This window comes from Aquimarina latercula DSM 2041 (genome assembly GCF_000430645.1).
GTDB lineage: Bacteria > Bacteroidota > Bacteroidia > Flavobacteriales > Flavobacteriaceae > Aquimarina > Aquimarina latercula.
This window is the reverse complement of record NZ_AUMK01000003.1, coordinates 1-17,729: the sequence shown is the minus strand read 5'-3', so window position 1 is coordinate 17,729 and position 17,729 is coordinate 1. Positions and strand designations below refer to the sequence as shown.

At 33.0% G+C, this 17,729-nt stretch carries 11 protein-coding genes; 10 read left to right on the top strand and 1 reads right to left on the bottom strand.

Going from position 1 to position 17,729, the window contains the following annotated elements; translation table 11 throughout:
- The first annotated feature begins 16 nt into the window (after positions 1-16).
- The 10 genes from H526_RS0100055 to H526_RS27940 all read left to right on the top strand — a co-directional run bounded on the left by H526_RS0100055 (position 17) and on the right by H526_RS27940 (position 16,992).
- Positions 17-925, top strand: coding sequence for a ChbG/HpnK family deacetylase (locus H526_RS0100055; protein ID WP_027391080.1), 909 nt, complete (start codon positions 17-19; stop codon positions 923-925).
- Positions 903-1,679, top strand: a complete 777-nt coding sequence (locus H526_RS0100050) for a formyltransferase family protein (protein WP_027391079.1) — start codon at positions 903-905, stop codon at positions 1,677-1,679. Before H526_RS0100055 ends, H526_RS0100050 begins: the two co-directional genes overlap by 23 nt.
- Positions 1,680-2,057: 378 nt before the next feature.
- A complete protein-coding gene (locus H526_RS30480; RefSeq protein ID WP_155839585.1) occupies positions 2,058-3,431 on the top strand; it encodes a tail fiber protein in 1,374 nt (457 codons plus the stop codon).
- 4 nt (positions 3,432-3,435) lie between these two features.
- Positions 3,436-5,019, top strand: coding sequence for a tail fiber protein (locus H526_RS30475; protein WP_051335905.1), 1,584 nt, complete (start codon positions 3,436-3,438; stop codon positions 5,017-5,019).
- Positions 5,020-5,169: 150 nt separating this feature from the next.
- Positions 5,170-5,703: an OmpH/Skp family outer membrane protein gene (locus H526_RS0100035; RefSeq protein ID WP_035084003.1), complete on the top strand. Its 534-nt coding sequence runs from the start codon at positions 5,170-5,172 to the stop codon at positions 5,701-5,703.
- A gap of 155 nt (positions 5,704-5,858) precedes the next feature.
- Positions 5,859-6,212 carry a four helix bundle protein gene (locus H526_RS0100030; protein WP_027391077.1) on the top strand — a complete coding sequence of 118 codons (354 nt, stop codon included), beginning with the start codon at positions 5,859-5,861 and terminating at the stop codon, positions 6,210-6,212.
- Positions 6,209-6,913, top strand: a complete 705-nt coding sequence (locus H526_RS0100025; RefSeq protein ID WP_245591169.1) for a hypothetical protein — start codon at positions 6,209-6,211, stop codon at positions 6,911-6,913. Before H526_RS0100030 ends, H526_RS0100025 begins: the two co-directional genes overlap by 4 nt.
- Before the next feature lie 152 nt (positions 6,914-7,065).
- On the top strand, positions 7,066-12,255 hold the full coding sequence (locus tag H526_RS0100020) for an RHS repeat domain-containing protein (RefSeq protein ID WP_155839584.1): 5,190 nt from the start codon (positions 7,066-7,068) through the stop codon (positions 12,253-12,255).
- A 26-nt stretch (positions 12,256-12,281) separates the two neighbouring features.
- The gene (locus H526_RS0100015) at positions 12,282-16,652 is read left to right on the top strand and encodes an RHS repeat domain-containing protein (protein ID WP_027391074.1); all 4,371 of its coding nucleotides are present in this window, start codon (positions 12,282-12,284) and stop codon (positions 16,650-16,652) included.
- Entirely contained in the window at positions 16,642-16,992 is a 351-nt protein-coding gene (locus tag H526_RS27940) for a hypothetical protein (RefSeq protein ID WP_155839583.1), read from the top strand. Before H526_RS0100015 ends, H526_RS27940 begins: the two co-directional genes overlap by 11 nt.
- A gap of 458 nt (positions 16,993-17,450) precedes the next feature.
- Here the strand turns inward: H526_RS27940 and H526_RS0100005 are convergent.
- Positions 17,451-17,729: integrase core domain-containing protein (locus H526_RS0100005; RefSeq protein WP_027391073.1), on the bottom strand; the 279-nt coding region annotated here is incomplete at its 5' end.

Sequence of the window (17,729 nt, the reverse complement as noted above, 5' to 3'; positions counted from 1 at the left end):
AATCATTCTAAATAAAATGAAAAAAATTATTAATATTCACGCAGATGATTTTGGCATAGGAAACGAGATCACTGATAATATTTTGGATTGTATTAATAGTGGAAGTGTTAATAGCATTAGTATAGTTTGTAATACAAATAATTTTAAATATGGAATAGAGAAATATACATCTATACCTAAAAAAATAAGGCTCTGTTTACATTTAAATCTCGTTGAAGGAAAACCAATATCTTCCAAAGAAGAAGTTAATCTTATTGTAGACAAATCTGGAGAATTTAAATACTCTTTCTTGTCACTTTGGCTTTTCTATATCTTAGCTTCAAAAGCTAAAAAGAGAAAAATTAGTGAGCAAATAAAAACAGAAATAGATAATCAAATTGATAAGTATAAAAATGCTATCAATAGCAATACTCCAATATTGATAGATAGCCATATGCATTTCCATATGATACCATTTATTTTTAAATCTTTGCTTGGATTGCATGAAAAACACAAAATTGATTTTATCCGCAACCCGTTGGAACTAAAATATTTTTATGGTTTTACTAAAATGAAAAACTATCTAGCATTAAATTTCATCAAGAATATTTTACTAAATCATCTATCTAAAAAATACATTAGAAGGGCCAAAGAACTTGGTATAAAAACGAACGATTTCTTTGTAGGGGTACTATCCACTGGAAGAATGTCCTACAAAGATGTTGATTCTGCATTATCTAGCATACAAAGAAAACAAAAACCAAAATCCATAGATATATTATTTCATCCAGGGGGAGTGAAAAATAAAGAAAGTATTGATTGGACAAAGAAAAATGCTTTTCTCCAATATTACTCCTCAATAGAAAGAAAGAATGAATCCCAAGTAATCAAAGATGATAATTTTAAAAGTTTAATTCAGAAATATGAGGTTATTTTTAATAATTAGTGAAACCTGTTTTTATCAACCGGATTTTGTTGCTGATTTGATAAGAAAAACTAATCATGATATAGTTGGTGCCATTTTGGTTACTAAAGCATTACCAAAAAGTGACATTGAAAGATATATGATCAAAAATTGGTATTTGTTAACTCCGTTAGAATTATTTAAATTATCTGTAAAAAAAGCCTATCTTTTATTTAAGAACATGTTTTTGAGAACCTCTCCCGAAGGTTCATTTTATAGTGTGAAAAAAGTTTTTGATTGTTTTAACATAGACTATTTCAAGGTGAAATACGATATAAACACTGAAGAAAACTTAAATAGAATAAGAGCTTATAAACCAGATATAATCATTAGTTCCAACCCTTTGATTTTTGGAAATGAGTTGTTAAACATACCTAAATATTGTATTAATAGGCATAGTGCTCTTCTACCATCATTCGGTGGTCTTTGGCCTGTTTTTCAAGCGATTAGAAAAGGAGAAAGTAGTGTTGGTGTTTCTTGTCATACTATGGAGAAAAAAATCGACAAAGGAATTCTTTTAGGTCAAAAAATAATACGTGTAGAAAATGACGATACTATTGATCGACTATATCAAAAATGTTTTAAACATAGTGCTGAAGTAGTTTTGCAAGCGATTCATAAAATTGAAAAAAATGAAATACATCCTATCCATAATACCTACACACCTTCCTACTTTAGTTTCCCAAAAAAAACTCATTGGAAAGAACTAAGAAAAAGAAAAAAGAATTTTATATAGTATATACCGTCCATTCTTAAATCTATCCCTTAGTTATCTTTATTAGATCTGTTTTTTTCTCTAATAAATATTGACACTTTTTATTTAAACTTTACCCTTTTTTTTTAAAATCCAAAAAAAAATCAAATTTCTATGGTAACATATTTCTTACAAACGACACTTAACTATATAAAAAGAAAGTAACAGGTAAAACTAAAGGGTAAAGAATTAAGATTTATAGAGAAAAAACAAATGTAAAATACTCATTAACAACTATCAGTTTTTAACAATTTTAAACATTTATTAACAAACGTAAAAATCCCCTTACGGTTATACCACAAACAATTATATTTGCGCCTTCTTTTTTTTGAAATAAAAAGTGATTAACAACAAGTTTTTATGAAAAAATCAATATTACTAACTAGCATAATCATGATGCTAGTGACTATTTCTTTTGGGCAAGTAAGCACATCATCAACAGGAAGAGTTAGTGAAATTAAAACTGACTTTGTATTTAATTTAGTTGATGGGCAATTTAACAAGCCTTTATTTAGATCTGGATGGTTATCTGATGTTGGAGATTACATATCTATAAAACATGGAGGTAATAATACAGAAGCTGCAACCTATGGTTTTCGTATTAGTGACGCTCAGGGTTTTAATTTTGGTAAAAATGACTTTAATACTTCTTTCCTAAAGATTAAACCTAACGGTTATGTTGGTATCGGATATTCAAATCCTGCTTCCCCTCTTCATATTGTAAGTAATTATGATGGTATAATGACTTTGCAAACTTCTGATGATTCATGGCTATACACTAACTGGAAGGATAAGAATGGTACGAGAAAAGCTTATGTAGGATTTGATAGTAGTCTGACTAATTTCAGAATAAATTTAGAAAATGGTGCAGATAGATTTACAGTTAATGGTGCTAATGTTGGTATTGGAACTTATAGCCCAGCTGCAAAACTACATGTAGTAGGAGATGGAGTTCGAGCATCTAACTTTTCTATTGAAAGTATAAATGATCGGATTAATGATAGCCCTTGGTACGGTTTAGGTAGAGGAAATTTCACGGATCTTTCTAATGATAATGTAAAAACTTCAGTTCAGCTAGCAGGATATTATGGATTATTACTTAAAACCGCTGCTGGTTCACTAGGGATTCATCAAAATGGAAATGTTGGTATTGGAACTACAAATCCTCAATCAAAATTCGTAGTAAAAAATGGAGGACAAACAATTAATTTTTCTTCAGGTACTAACTCTAGTGGGTACGCTCTAGATGTTGGAGTTAATGATGATGGAATAAACCTTTATAACAACTCTACTGTTAGAGGTTTTAATTTTAAAAACATCAATGGAACTTTAATGAAAATAGTTCATAATGGTAATGTAGGCATCGGAACCACAAACCCAGACGCCAAACTAACCGTAAAAGGAAACATTCATACCCAAGAAGTAAAAGTAGATCTTAACGGAGCTGTGGCTCCTGATTATGTGTTTTTAGAAGATTATGATCTAAAAACTATTAATGAAGTAGAAGCCTATATCAAAGATCATGGACACTTACCAAATATTCCTTCTGCGGCAGAAATGGAGCAAAATGGTATCGAGCTAAAACAAATGAATCTTAATCTATTAGAAAAAATAGAAGAGTTAACACTCTATACAATTGCCCAAGAGAAAAGAATTAAAGAATTAGAAAGCAGAGATGCTAAAATCAAAGCTCTTGAGAAAAAAATAGAATTATTATTACAAAATAACAATTAAAACTATGAAGGAAAATTTTTTATTTTTTGCAGCAATTATTTTACTTGGTTTTAAAGGTAATTCTCAGTTCACATTTACTAATAATGAAGCACAAACAAATAATGAAATTGTTGCACCTGTACTAAGATTAAGCAATGAGTTTAGACTACCTAATACGTTTGCAGCCAACGATCCTACTATAGGGACACTTGACAATACTGGTTATGGAATTAATATCCATAAGACAGAAGGAATTGGTTTTGCTTTTAATAATGTGCATAGAGTATTTTTTAGCCCAAGTGGAAATATTAGAACCTCTAGTAGCAACCCTTCCATTCATATAGAAGGTACAGGAACTGGCAATTATCAAGGTGCAAACTTAATTTTGTCTGCAAAAGGTGTAACACCTGGTAATAAACACGTATCTACTTGGTTTATGACTCATAGAAGTACGGATGGTACTGCCTCGATTGAAATGCAAAGACGTGGTATGAATTCGGAATACAATGGTTCTTTAGTAACATACAAAGATGGTCAAGGATGGAGATTTGATATTGCAAATAGTACGACATCTGGATTAGACACAGGTTTAAGTATTGATAATTTTGGTAATACAGGCATAGGGACATCTACACCAAAAGCAAAACTTCATGTAAATAGTAATGCTGACGTAGGAAGAGGGCAAGACCCAGCATTTCTTATCGGATCACGAAATGGACTTCATATTGCTATTGATAATAATGAAATTGGTGCTTTCAGTAATAACGTCAATTCTAACTTACACATCAATGGATCCCAATCAACTTCCCATACCATAATTAATGGAGATGGCACAGGTAATGTTGGTATTGGGACTATGAATCCTACTCAAAAATTGGATATAATTGGAACAATTAAAAGTGATAAATTATTACTTAATGATCCAAATAACACATCCGACTGGAATACTTTATGGCAAAGTGGTTTTTATCAAAGCTATAACGCAACCAACCTTCCTGAACCAAATCAGTGGTTTTGGGGTATCAATATGAATCATAGCTCCAACAATCCTGAGTATAGATATAATGGTCAGATTGTAATTAAAAATAACTCCGTACATCCCAAAATGTATTTCAGGAGCACAAACAAAGAAGGTACCGGAACCTGGGCAAGATTAGTCCACAGTGTAGGTAATCAATATATCGAGGGAGCATTAGGAATAGGAACCAACACTCCAGACGCCAAACTAACCGTAAAAGGAAACATTCATACGCAAGAAGTAAAAGTAGATCTTAACGGAGCCGTGGCTCCTGATTATGTGTTTTTAGAAGATTATGATCTAAAAACTATTAATGAGGTAGAAGCCTATATTAAAGATCAAGGGCATTTACCAAATATTCCTTCTGCGGCAGAAATGGAGCAAAATGGTATCGAGCTAAAACAAATGAATCTTAATCTATTAGAAAAAATAGAAGAGCTAACGCTCTATACAATTTCTCAAGAGAAACAACTCAAAGATGCAAACAATAAACTTATTACATCCAACGCTCGAATTCAGACTTTAGAAACTAAAAACAACGAACTCGAAACTCGATTAGAAAAACTAGAAAAATTAATAACTAAAGAATAATAAAGTTTGAGGTCAGGAAATGAAATATAAAGCTTTGCTTCAATAAACCTCTGACATCGGACCTCGGACTTTCGGCTTAAAAACAAAACCCTAAATATAAATAAACATCGGACATCAAAACCTCCGAAATCAGACATAAAAAACAAAAAAATGAACAAAATAGCATTACCCATCGCCTTAATCGCATTAGTAGCATCTATAGCCTCTTTTTTCTACTTACAATCTTCTTCTGATCTTGTATATGTAGATGTCAATAAACTATTAGATGGTTATAAAAGAACCAAAATTGTAAAAGCAGAATTTGATGAGAAAGCAAAAACAATGAAATCAAATGTTGATAGCTTATTAGCTGATTGGCAAAAAGAATTAAAAACTTACGAAAAAGAACGCAGTGGTCTTAGCAAAAAAGAACTAGAGCTAAAACAACAATTACTAGGTAATAAACAACAACAGATTAACAATTACCAGCAAGCCGTACAAAAGCAACTACAAGAGGAAGATAAGAAAGTAACGCAGACGGTTATTAATGACATCAATGATTTCGTAAAAGAATATGGTAAGAAAAACGGATACAAAGTAATTTTTGGAGCAACCGGTAGCGGAACCATTATGTATGGAGAAGAGTCTGCTGACTTAACAGATAAAGTATTAGAAGAATTAAATGCTGAATTTGAAGGGAAATAGTTAGCAGTCAGGAGTCGGGTGTTAGAAGTCAGAGGCCAAGAGTCAAACAAAAACCTCGGACATCCAACACCCGACTCCTGACATCCAACTCCTGACATCAGACATCAGACATCAGACATCGAACTCCTGACATCCGACTTTTAAAAAAACAAACCATGAAATTTAAATTTGAAGAATTAAGGATTTGGCAAAAAGCAATGGATATGGGCGAAGAACTAAACAAAGTTGCGAAGTCCTTTCCTAAAACAGAAATGTACAATCTTTCTTCTCAAATGATAAGAGCAATGGATTCAGTTGCCTTAAATATTTCTGAAGGATCTATTGGACAAACCAATCCGGAATTCAAAAGGTTTATGGGATACTCGATACGATCTTTAGCAGAGGTAGTAACATGTTTACATAAAGCTGAAAGAAGAAAGTATATCAATAAAGATGAATTTGAAAAGTATTATGCTGATAGCTACGAATTAATGAATATGATGACAGCGTTTAAAAAAAGTATAAAATGATTAAGTCAAACTATAAACATTCGCCCTCGGACATCGGACATCAGACAGACGACATCAAACATTGGGCCTCGGACACTCGACATCGGACATACAAACCCAAAAGACTAGTATGCATGTTAGCGATAGCTTTAATCATAGCTTCGTGTTCGAACACTACTTTTAACACTAAAGAAGACCTATGGAACTATCTCAATAATCCAGATAATAAATATATCCACACCAAAACAGTAAACGGAGTGGATTTCTCCATTGTGTATAAACCAACAGATTTATTAGTAGATCAAGAATTAAGTGGTCAGGTCTCTGCTAAAAAAATTGATAGTTTACGAAGTAAATATGATCAATACTTGTATTTCAATTTATCTATGGCTAAAAACAATCAGGAATTACTAAGCAATGTAGCGGGTAACAAACAACAATTTGGAGCTATGGTAAATCAACTAGCTTTTGGGATGGAACAAAAAGTTCACTTCTATACACCAAAGAAAGATACTATAGCTATGGCAGACTATATCTACCCTAGAATGTATGGGATGAGTGGCGCTACTACTATTTTGTTAGTATATCCTAAAGAAACTATGGTAACAAATGCAGAGCATATGACACTTAGTATTGAGGACCTTGGTTTTTATACTGGAGAAGTAAAATTTAAGATCCCAACAAAAATATTTAAAGACGAATTAGAACTAAAGTTTGAGTGAGGTCTGAAGACAGATGTCGGAAGATAATATTTGTCACCTTGAGCCTGTCGAAGGGTAAACAACAAACATCGGACATCGGACATCAGACACTAATTATCCTGAGCTTGTCGAAGGAAAAAACAAAAAAAGTAAAACATCAAATCACAAAACTGATGAAGGAATACAAAACAAAACTATTAAGAATGACACATAAATATATACTTATGAGTATTATTTGCTCATTTCTTCTATGTACTCATAATATGTCTGCACAAGGCCCAAATGCTCCAGAAGCGGCAGCTTTTGAACCGGTAGATGCCACAGATATGGTAAATCTGGTTACTGGTGATTTTTCATATGTCTTACCATTACTAAATGTACCATCGCCAGAAGGCGGATATCCTTTAGCCTTATCTTATCATGCAGGTATCGCTATGGATCAAGAAGCTTCTTGGGTAGGATTAGGATGGTCATTAAATCCGGGAGCAATAAATCGTGGTGTAAATGGATACCCCGATGATTGGTCAACAACTCGTATACACGACTATTTTTATGATAAGGGGTCAGAAGATGATTACTATACTGCATCAGTAGGAGTTGGTTTTAATGGATTTTCAGCAGGACTGTCATATTCTTGGGGAAATAATAGAGCATCTGGAGGTTCCGTGTATTTTGCTGCAGGATTAAGCGACTATGCAAGTATTGGAGTATCTGTAGGAACGAATGGGGCTTCTTTAAACGGTTCTATTGGTTTAGGTAAAAACTCACCTTTTTCTATCAATGCTAATATTGGAACAAACGGTGTTGGTGTAGGACTAGGTGTTTCTTCAGGAAGTAACACACTTTCTCTAGGTGCCGATATAAGCTATACAGGAAATGTATCTGGTAGTTTTGGAATTTATACCGGAGAAAAAAATAAAAAATCAGGTATAGGTTTTAATCTCTCTTCTCAGGGAGTAGGACTTTCTGGAAAAATAAATGGTGCAGGTACTGGTATAAATTTATCTACAAGTTCAGCCTACAAAATGGACGACTACTTTGTTAGTCAAAGTGGTTATTATATACCGGTGGTTATTCCAGTTAATAATGCATTTATAAATTTAGGGTTTGGTAAACAAACAGTTAAATATTCTCTAAATAAATTAAGAAGTTCTTATGTAACGGGTGGTATTAACTTAAAAAATCAGACGTATAGACTTCAGTATAAATGTTGTCTTAATGGAAGTGGATCTGTTTGTAAAGAATGGTCTGATAATATTAATTGTGGTCCCGGATATAGTATACGTGAAACAAGAGTACATCCTAATAATATTATGGATGTAGATGAAATAGGAATTGTTAATCAAAGTGAAGAATTAAATCTCGATTACAATAATGCCGTTTTACCTAATCATGACACATACAATGTATCCGCACAAGGCTTATCCGGAACTATAAAACCTCTTTATCAAGAATCAGGGATGTTATTAGGATTAAGTAAAGAAATAGGCAAACAGGACGATCGGTTTAGAATTGAGTATGCTTTACCTGATAATCTAAATGAATTACATAAACAAATTATAGAGTTTAACACTCTACCCACTTTTAATTTTGAAAATGAATACACTTCGTCTTTGATAGTAAATCCTATTAACTATAATTCTGTTTTATCTGCAAATGATGTTTTTGATTATACAGATTTATCCAATGGTAATACTATTGAAGAAAACAAGAAAAAAGCTAGATATGTAGAATACTTTACAGGAAGTATGCTAGAAAATAGTAGTTATGAAGATAACGGCTTATTAAAACCAAATATCGATTATGAATATTCTGGAGGCGGAATTGCCGGTTTTAAAATAACTTCTCCAGACGGAAAAACATATCACTACTCATTACCAGTATATAATAGTGAAATTGTAAGTAGAACTTATGGTTTATATGACGGTAGAAGAGGCAAAGAAGATTCTTATGTAGAAAAGAGGCAATACGAGGGTTATGCTACACATTGGTTATTAACAGCGGTAACGGGTCCTGATTTTATAGATAATGGAGATGGAATTGCTTCTAATGGAGATTTAGGTTATTGGGTTAATTTAGAATATGGGAAATGGAGCAATAGTTTTATTTGGTATGCTCCCTATGGAGAAGAATATATCGCAAACGATGAAGATCCAAATGTAAAAAGTTACACTTGGGGAAGAAAAGAAATATTCTATTTAGATAAAATCAAAACAAGAACGCACACTGCTCTTTTTGTAAAAGAAGAGCGTCTAGATAGCAGAGGAAAGGCACTAATACATAAAGAAAGATTAAATAGTGTAACTGTAAATGATATAGAATTCTTATCTCAACAACTTTTAAGATTGAAAGAAATCATTTTACTTAAAAATAATCCAAATGGAGGTGTCCTAGTAAACAAGACTAACAAATCCAATTTGAACATTACCCCACCAGCAAATACTTATATAAGCACGGCTAAACAGAACTATTCGCTACAAGATGATATTTTAGATAGAAATGATTTAACTTCTACTGAATGGAATTCTTTGAAAAACAATGCATTAAAAATAATTGATTTTTCATCTTCTTATAGTTATTCTTTAGCGCAAGAAACCCCTAACTCTTCTTCAGGGCGTTTGACATTAAATGGAATTAATTTTAAGGGAAAAAAAGGTATTAACTCTATCCCTCCCTATAAATTTGAATACAATAATGTTGAAAAATTCAACTGGAAAAACAAAGATGATTGGGGATACAACAATTCAAACCCATCAAATTGGAGTTTAACAAAAATAACAAATCCGACAGGGGGAAGTGTAGAAATAAACTATGAATCAGATGTGTTTTTCACAGCAGTGGACCATAAAATAACCTTTGATCTGGAAAATGAAAAATATACTGCTTCAAATATGAATTATAACACCGGTGAGTTTTTCATTGATTCTGGGAATACCGATTTAGGAATTCAAATAGGTGATTCTATTGAAGAAGTTGATTATATACTTACAGCAAATGGTTTTCTTTATAGATATAAAGGAAGTGCCCAGGTAATTGAGCAAATTGACTCTAATAAATTCAAGGTTAAAACAAATGATCCTATTACAGGTGGAGGAACAGCTCCTATAGATAGCTTTTTTCAAGGCCTTAGAGCAAAATACAAAGCAACAAATCAACAAAAAGGAGGAGGCCTGAGAGTTACTGATATTACAGTAAGAGGTAATAATAATTCTTTTAAAACTTCTTATGATTACAATAAAGAATCTGGTACTCAAACATCTGGAATGGTAAGTTATATCCCTTTCTCTCAAAATGCTATTACAGAAGCTCCTTATGGTAGTTTATTACCTTCTCCTGTAGTAATGTATAGTAATGTCAAAACAAGTTCTTACGATTCAAATTCTCAATTAGTAGGATATAATAAATATAATTTCAAAGTTATTCCTCACAAACAAAACGATAAAATAAAATTTGGAGATATTCTTGAAATTACTAGCACAGAAACTAATAATTCTAATTCAGATAATCAGGATGTTAATATTTCTGACATAATAATTGAAGACAATCTATCTGTTTTAGGGCAACTTATATCCACCGAGACTTACAACAAAAAAGGGCAACAGTTAAATAAGGTCGTCAATAATTTCCAATCTGCTGACAATATAACACAAGGTATTGTTCAGCAGTCATTTCAATCATATAAAAATATTGATTATCTAAAAGATAATAATAGAGATAAGTGGCTTATAAATTCTTCTACAATAATATCGTACCCTAGTAGTCTTATAAGTACAACAACATACAATCAAAATTTAACCAATACAACTAACTTCCTAACACACGATCTTAATTCTGGACAGTTATTAGAAACTATAACAACATCCAGTGATGGAGTAGAATATTTGACTAAAATTATTCCAGCTTATACAGTTCCTAAATATTCTGGTAATCTAGATAGTAATAATGATGGAATCATTGATGGTTACGGTATGGGGTCCAAAGTAGACAATCCTACAAACAAAAACATGCTTACCCAAACTGCAGCAACATTAACTCAAATTAAAGATGCTTCTGGAGGTTGGAAAACGATTAACGCAGACATCAATACCTGGAACAATGATTGGACCTATCGTAATTATAATGGCTCCACCACTACTCCAACTAATGATGCAGAAAAGATCTGGCGTAAACATCAAACCTTTGCCTGGAAAGGTGAAGTTGATGAAAATGGAGCATATTCTGGATATACCGGAGATGATGATAACTTTAATTGGTCTGATCCTGATAATCAATCCAATGCTAAATGGATCAAAACATCTACAGTAAGTCTATACGATCATTATTCAATGCCACTAGAATCCATTGATATTAATGAGAATAAAGCAAGTACTAAAATGGGCGATGATAACTCCAAAGTATTTGCAGTAGCAAATGCTGGATATACAGAAATGTATTATTCTGGAGCAGAAGACTTGATAGATAATACAAATTACTTTAGTGGAGAAGTGTATAAAGCAAGTACCGCTACCCTATCGGATACCTTTCATACAGGATCTAAAGCCATACAAGTGTCTGCTAATGTAAAGGCATTTGCTGTTACTCCTAAAGCTGGAAACTATAAAGTTTCTGTTTGGGCATATAAAGGAAGTAATACCAATTACACCAATACTAAATTGCGTGCTGGTAGCACTACAATTGCATATCATCCTGCAGAAGTAATTCCTGCAGGAGATTGGGTACAATTAAACTTTTACACAAATGATATTGGTGCAAATCAAGAAGTATATGTGTATACAACTTCTGGAACTGTTATCTATGATGATTTTAGATTAGTACCTATCGCTTCTTCTATGAGTAGTTATGTATATAATGAATGGGATGAACTTACCTATATCATCGGAGCCAACAACTTAGCTACTAAATACGAATATGACGATGCTGGTAGACTACATAAAACTTATAGCGAAGTAATGGATACTCCAGAAATTCGTGGAGGATTTAAGTTGAATAAAGAAATTAACTATAATTATGGGAATCCTACAAGTAATGACACCACCAACCCTAATGCACTTTCGCTAAGTCTTGGTATTGGTAATGCTAATACATCTACGACAACACTTACCGCAACTGCAAATGGAGGTACCTATGAGTATGAATATCGATTTGCGATTGGTACTAGCTCCTCTAATTTAAGTTATGGGAGTTGGACATCCTCTAATACTAGAAGTTTGACTACCAATTGTACATCTACAGGAAGACGCTATTACAAATGTCAGGTACGTGATAAAAATTCTGGGGCTACTAAAGAGAGTACCGGAAATCATCAAAGAGGGAATTGTGGAATTGGAGATGATGATGACCCTATAGATATTATTCAACAATAAATAACCAGTTTAAACGAAAATAAAGAATGAAAAATTTTAAAACATATAGCACTTGTTTTTTAGTACTAGTTTTATCTTTTTGGGGAACAGCTCAAGATTTAAACTGGTATCAGAATACTGGTTTTGATATCATCAATTCTAATACAGTATCAGGAAACGGAAACCTATTATCACACGAAGTATTATCCCAAGAACAAACTACCGGGCATTTTGAAATTACTAATTTCAAGGTTGATGGTAATAATCTAGGTGGTTTTGTAGAAACAAAATTCTCTTCAGCATCCATATTCTTATCACAAACCGTCTCAACGAGTTTAAACGGTAGCAATGGATATACCATTACTATTGTGCATAATTCTAGGAATGATTTAGTAGGAAATAGATACACAATAACCGCTAGAAAACCAGATGGAACAGAACTAGGGAAATTAGAGAATATCATACTGCAAACTACGGATCGTATACGTATTGAAAAATTAAGTAGTTCACAGTTGCGATTCTTGTTTAACAATCAGGTGATCGCTACGGTTACAGATGCTAATTTATCTTGGAATCGTGCAGGAATACAAAGTTACAATCTAATAGAAGTTGGAGTTAATCCAGGTATTTTGTCCATGTCCTATGCGCAAAGTGGTTTTGAAATCACTGATGAAAGCTATGGCCCTTTTTCTGTTACGGATACAGATAAAAATTGGGTATCTGTAAATAGTTATGGAATTACTGAAAATGTAGTAGGTAATTTCATAGGAGCTAGCGTAAGTTATTATGATGATTTGGGTAAAGGAACACAATCTCAAACTTTTGATACAAAGGCTAAAAAAACCTGGGCTTCAGAAATACGTTATGACAGTCAAGGAAGACCAGCATTAAGCACACTAGGTGCTCCAATTGGAGGTAGTCCAAGTTTTACTTATAAAGATGGGTTTATTAAAAAATCAGGTAACGCTGATTTTAATATCAATGATTATGAAAATACTGATCTAGAAAACCCTACTCCTGTTACGGATGAAACAAACACATTAGGATGGTACTATAGTGAAAACAACAATAGTGACCCATATCAAGACATTACAGATAGACCTTATTCTAGAACTATTTATAGTGATTTAAATCCTGGAACTGCTTTAAAAACTATTGGTGGTAACAAAATGGACGATCAATGGAAACAGGGCCATGTGTTTTCTATGCCCGCAGGACAAGAATTATCAAAGCTCGGAGCTTTTGGGGATTCTAAATATGATGACTATAAAATCATAAAAACCGTATCTAGAGATATACACGGTATCGAAGCTGTAGTCTTTACGGATACAGATGGTAGAACATTAGCAGTCGCTAGAAGTGGTAACGAAGAAGGTGGTATTGCTAACTCTAGAACATCCTCAGTAAAAATCAGTGAACAAGGATTTGTAGATATTCATATTCCTGTTGGCAGAAGTGGAATCTCATTATCCAGTAATCCTGGCATTACTGTGTATAATTTAATCACAGAAGAAATCGTTACTACCAATATAGGTAGCTTATCAAATGGATTTTATAGAATTGCAATTACAGATACAGACGATTATATTGCCAATAGTATTTCTGTTAATTATCCAGAAAACTATTATGATTATAGCTTACATGAATACGATAAAGCAGGACGTTTACTAAGTAGCAAACAACCCTTAGCACAATTAGAAAGTACCTTTGAGTATAATGCATTAGGACAATTAACCTATACTAAAAGTCCTGATGAAGGTGAAGCTTGGTTTAAATATCGTAGTGATGGACAAATTCGCTACTCCCAAAATAGCAAACAATTGGCAGCTGGTGAATTCTCATATACCAATTACGATCAATTAGGAAGGCCTACACAAAGTGGTGTTTATAAACCTCATTTTCCGGTTCAGTTTAGTTCATTAAACCCAGATGGTGTATTAGGTGCTGGGATAACAACTGAAGTCCATAATACTACCTACGATGCATTATTACACTCTGACAAAAACTATCTATCGGGTGTGCACAGCAGCTACGCCAATCCGTCATTCTTATCAGGAAATGTGGCAAAAACCGAAAACGAAAATACCACCACCTATTATAGTTATGATATCTATGGCAGAGTGCAATGGATTGTACAAAACATTGCAGATTTAGGAGATAAAACGATCGATTATGAATATGACCCAATTACAAGTCAAGTAAACAGAGTACTGTATCAAAAACACAGTACATCGGATCTATTTATACATAAATACACTTATGACACAAATGATTATAGTCTTACCAAAGTAGAAACCTCTACTGATGGTACTAACTATATAGAGCATGCGGCCTATGAGTATAATGAAACTGGAGCGTTAAAAACATTGAATCTAGCTGAAGGATTACAAAAAATAGACTATGTATACACCTTAAATGGTGCTTTAAAAAGTATTAACGACCCTACGCTTGATGATACTAATAACCCAACACAAGATATTGATGATCTTTTTGGGATGAACCTACATTATTATGATAACGACTATACTCGTACGAACACTCCAAGATCTGTGGCTCATACAAGCACAGGAATTAATCAATATAATGGAAATATCAAATCAATTACCTGGAACACCAATAGACCAGATATAACCAATACTCCTAATAGTTACTATTATACATACAACAAAAACAATTGGTTAACAGGTGCTAGTTTTAACCAACCGGTTAATGAAGCAGACCCTAGTATCCCTTTGGATTTAGATCCACTAAACCAACCTGTTAGTAGCACAACCGATGCAGAAGCTAGACGATCTATTACATTAGAAAACGGTTTTAGTATCACTGCCACGAATGGTCGTACTTTTAGTGCTAAAATCATAACTGATGGGACAGTATTGGGTAATGGAGATTATAATGTATCTAACATTACCTACGATGCTAATGGAAACATACAATCATTGAATCGTAACAAGGATAATGTTAATGGTAGTAATGCCATGGATAAACTATCGTATGCATACAAAACAAACAAACCCAATCAATTGCTGCGGGTAGATGATACCGTAGGTGCAGTATCCGATGCCGATGATATCAAAGATCAAGATGGAGATAACTATGAGTATAATGAAATAGGGCAACTGGTAAAGAACAATGAAGAAAATATTGAGTATCTTTATAACGCCAGTGGATTGGTGACTGAGGTTAGAAAAGATAATCAAACTTTGGTGAAGTTCTTTTACAATGATAAAAATCATAGAGTACGCAAGGAATCCTATAATCTAAATAGTAGCGCTACCACAACAACTTTTTACGTAAGAGATGCTGCAGGTACTGCCATGGCTATATATAACAGATTTAATGCCAATGTTCCAGGAGGAGGATCTACAGCCTCAATTGCGGAACATACGATCTACGGATCCAACAGATTAGGCGTTTATAAAAGAGGATTATTTGGTGGAGGAAAGAGTTTATACCAACTAACAGATCATTTGGGTAATGTGCGTGCAGTGGTAACCAGAGATCAAGAAACTGGTACTGCAATGGCCGTAAGTGCTACCGATTACTATCCTTTTGGAATGCCAATGCCCAACCGTACCCTGAGCGGAGCCGAAGGATACCGATACGCATACCAAGGACAAGAAAAAGACCGAGAGACCGGGAAAGAAGCTTTTGAACTTAGGTTATGGGATAGTAGGATTGGAAGATGGTTGACAACGGATCCGTATGGAGAGTTTAGCTCTCCTTACCTTGGAATAGGAAATAATCCAATATCTCTGACTGATCCTGACGGTGGATGTGTTTTCTGTATTAATCAAGAAGTTTTAAACTCAATAGCTGTTGCTGTTCAAACACAATTGAACACGGTTAATTTAGGAACTGTTTATACTGATAATTACTGGGATAATTATTGGGCCGATGTAAATGCTCTTGCTGAAATTAACAATAACATTGAGGCATTAAATACTGGAAAATCGGCTAGTGTTAGAATTTATGATTTTGAACAAAAGCAATTACAGAATACTTTAAATTTTCAAAGTGCTTTAGAACAATATCAAAGAGATCAACCTATGGTAGTGGATGTATTAGATATGTTTCCTGCGGGTGGTCGCATTAAACAGGGAACTAGAGCAGTTACATCTGTACTTTGGAGTAAACAGATAAGAAAGTTATATAGGAAATTAGACGCTAGAATAATACAGAGATCTCAAACTTTAACTAAACAATTAGTCAACGGAAATCTTAATCCTGGATCTGGTTCTAAGTGGATATACAACTCTAGTGGAAAAAAAGTATTTCAAGAGTTAAGAAGTAGAGGTAATGATCCTGCAAGAGTATATTTCAGAGAAAATAATGGTGTAATTGAAATATTAGGTATTTCTAATAAAAAGCTCCAAGATGCTGTTATTAATCAAATTTTACAACAACATGGATTATAAAAGAGAAAATAGTATTTTTAAAATTAAATATAGACTGGATCCTGAACAGGATATAGACAATTGCAATACGGATATATTTGTTACAATTGTTAAAACGCAAAAAGTATATTTAGCTACTTTTTACACATATAAAAATATAACTTCGTTAGTAGAAAAATTCAAAAAATCAGGGGAATGTTTATCTGGATATTATTTTTGGGATGAAGATATGTGTTTAATTGATGATATGAGCATAGATACATTAGATAAAGTTATTTTTGAAATTATAGAAAATGAAGAGTTTTTTTCAATCTTTTCCTTAGTAGAAACAGAATGGCTTTTTCCTCTTGAAGAAGAATGAACCAGCTCTCCGAAGAGTGATTAAACTAGCTCTGCGAAGTGTGTGCTCTGCGAATGTCTGTGACTTCGCAGCCATAATAGTAAGTAAAAAAAGACAAAGCTGTAGTATAATATTGCAGCTTTTTTTAAATTAAAGTGCCAAGTTACAAACTTCGCAAAGCCTATATTTTAAACTTCACAAAGCAATCATTTATTAGTATATTTCATCAATGCAAACAGATGGTTACAAAATAAGAGATCAGTCAAAACCACATTTCATTACTTTAACAGTAGTAGATTGGATCGACGTATTTACTCGAAAAAAAACAAAGATACTATTATAGAAAGTCTGCAATATTGCATTGAACCCATGCTCCCGCTAGTTTGTAACTAGTGGCGGTAAAATGTGTCTCGTCCTAAAAAAAGTTTACATATTTTATATTAATCCTAAAATAGATTTACAACTTATTCTTAATCCTATTATTGGTTTACAATAATAGGATTTTTTATATAATAATTCTTCCATAGTTTTTCAGTTTTTATATTGTTTTGATGTACTTGGTTTGGGGTAAGGTTTCCTATACTCATATGTGGTCTTTCGTTATTATATAACTTCACGACAGTTTCTAATAATTCTGTAGCTTCTTGTATGTTTTCTACTTGATAATCGTTTAGGTATTCTTCCTTTATAATACCATTCACTCTTTCTGCTATTGCATTTTCTAACGGATCTCCATTTTCTGTCATGCTAATCTCAAT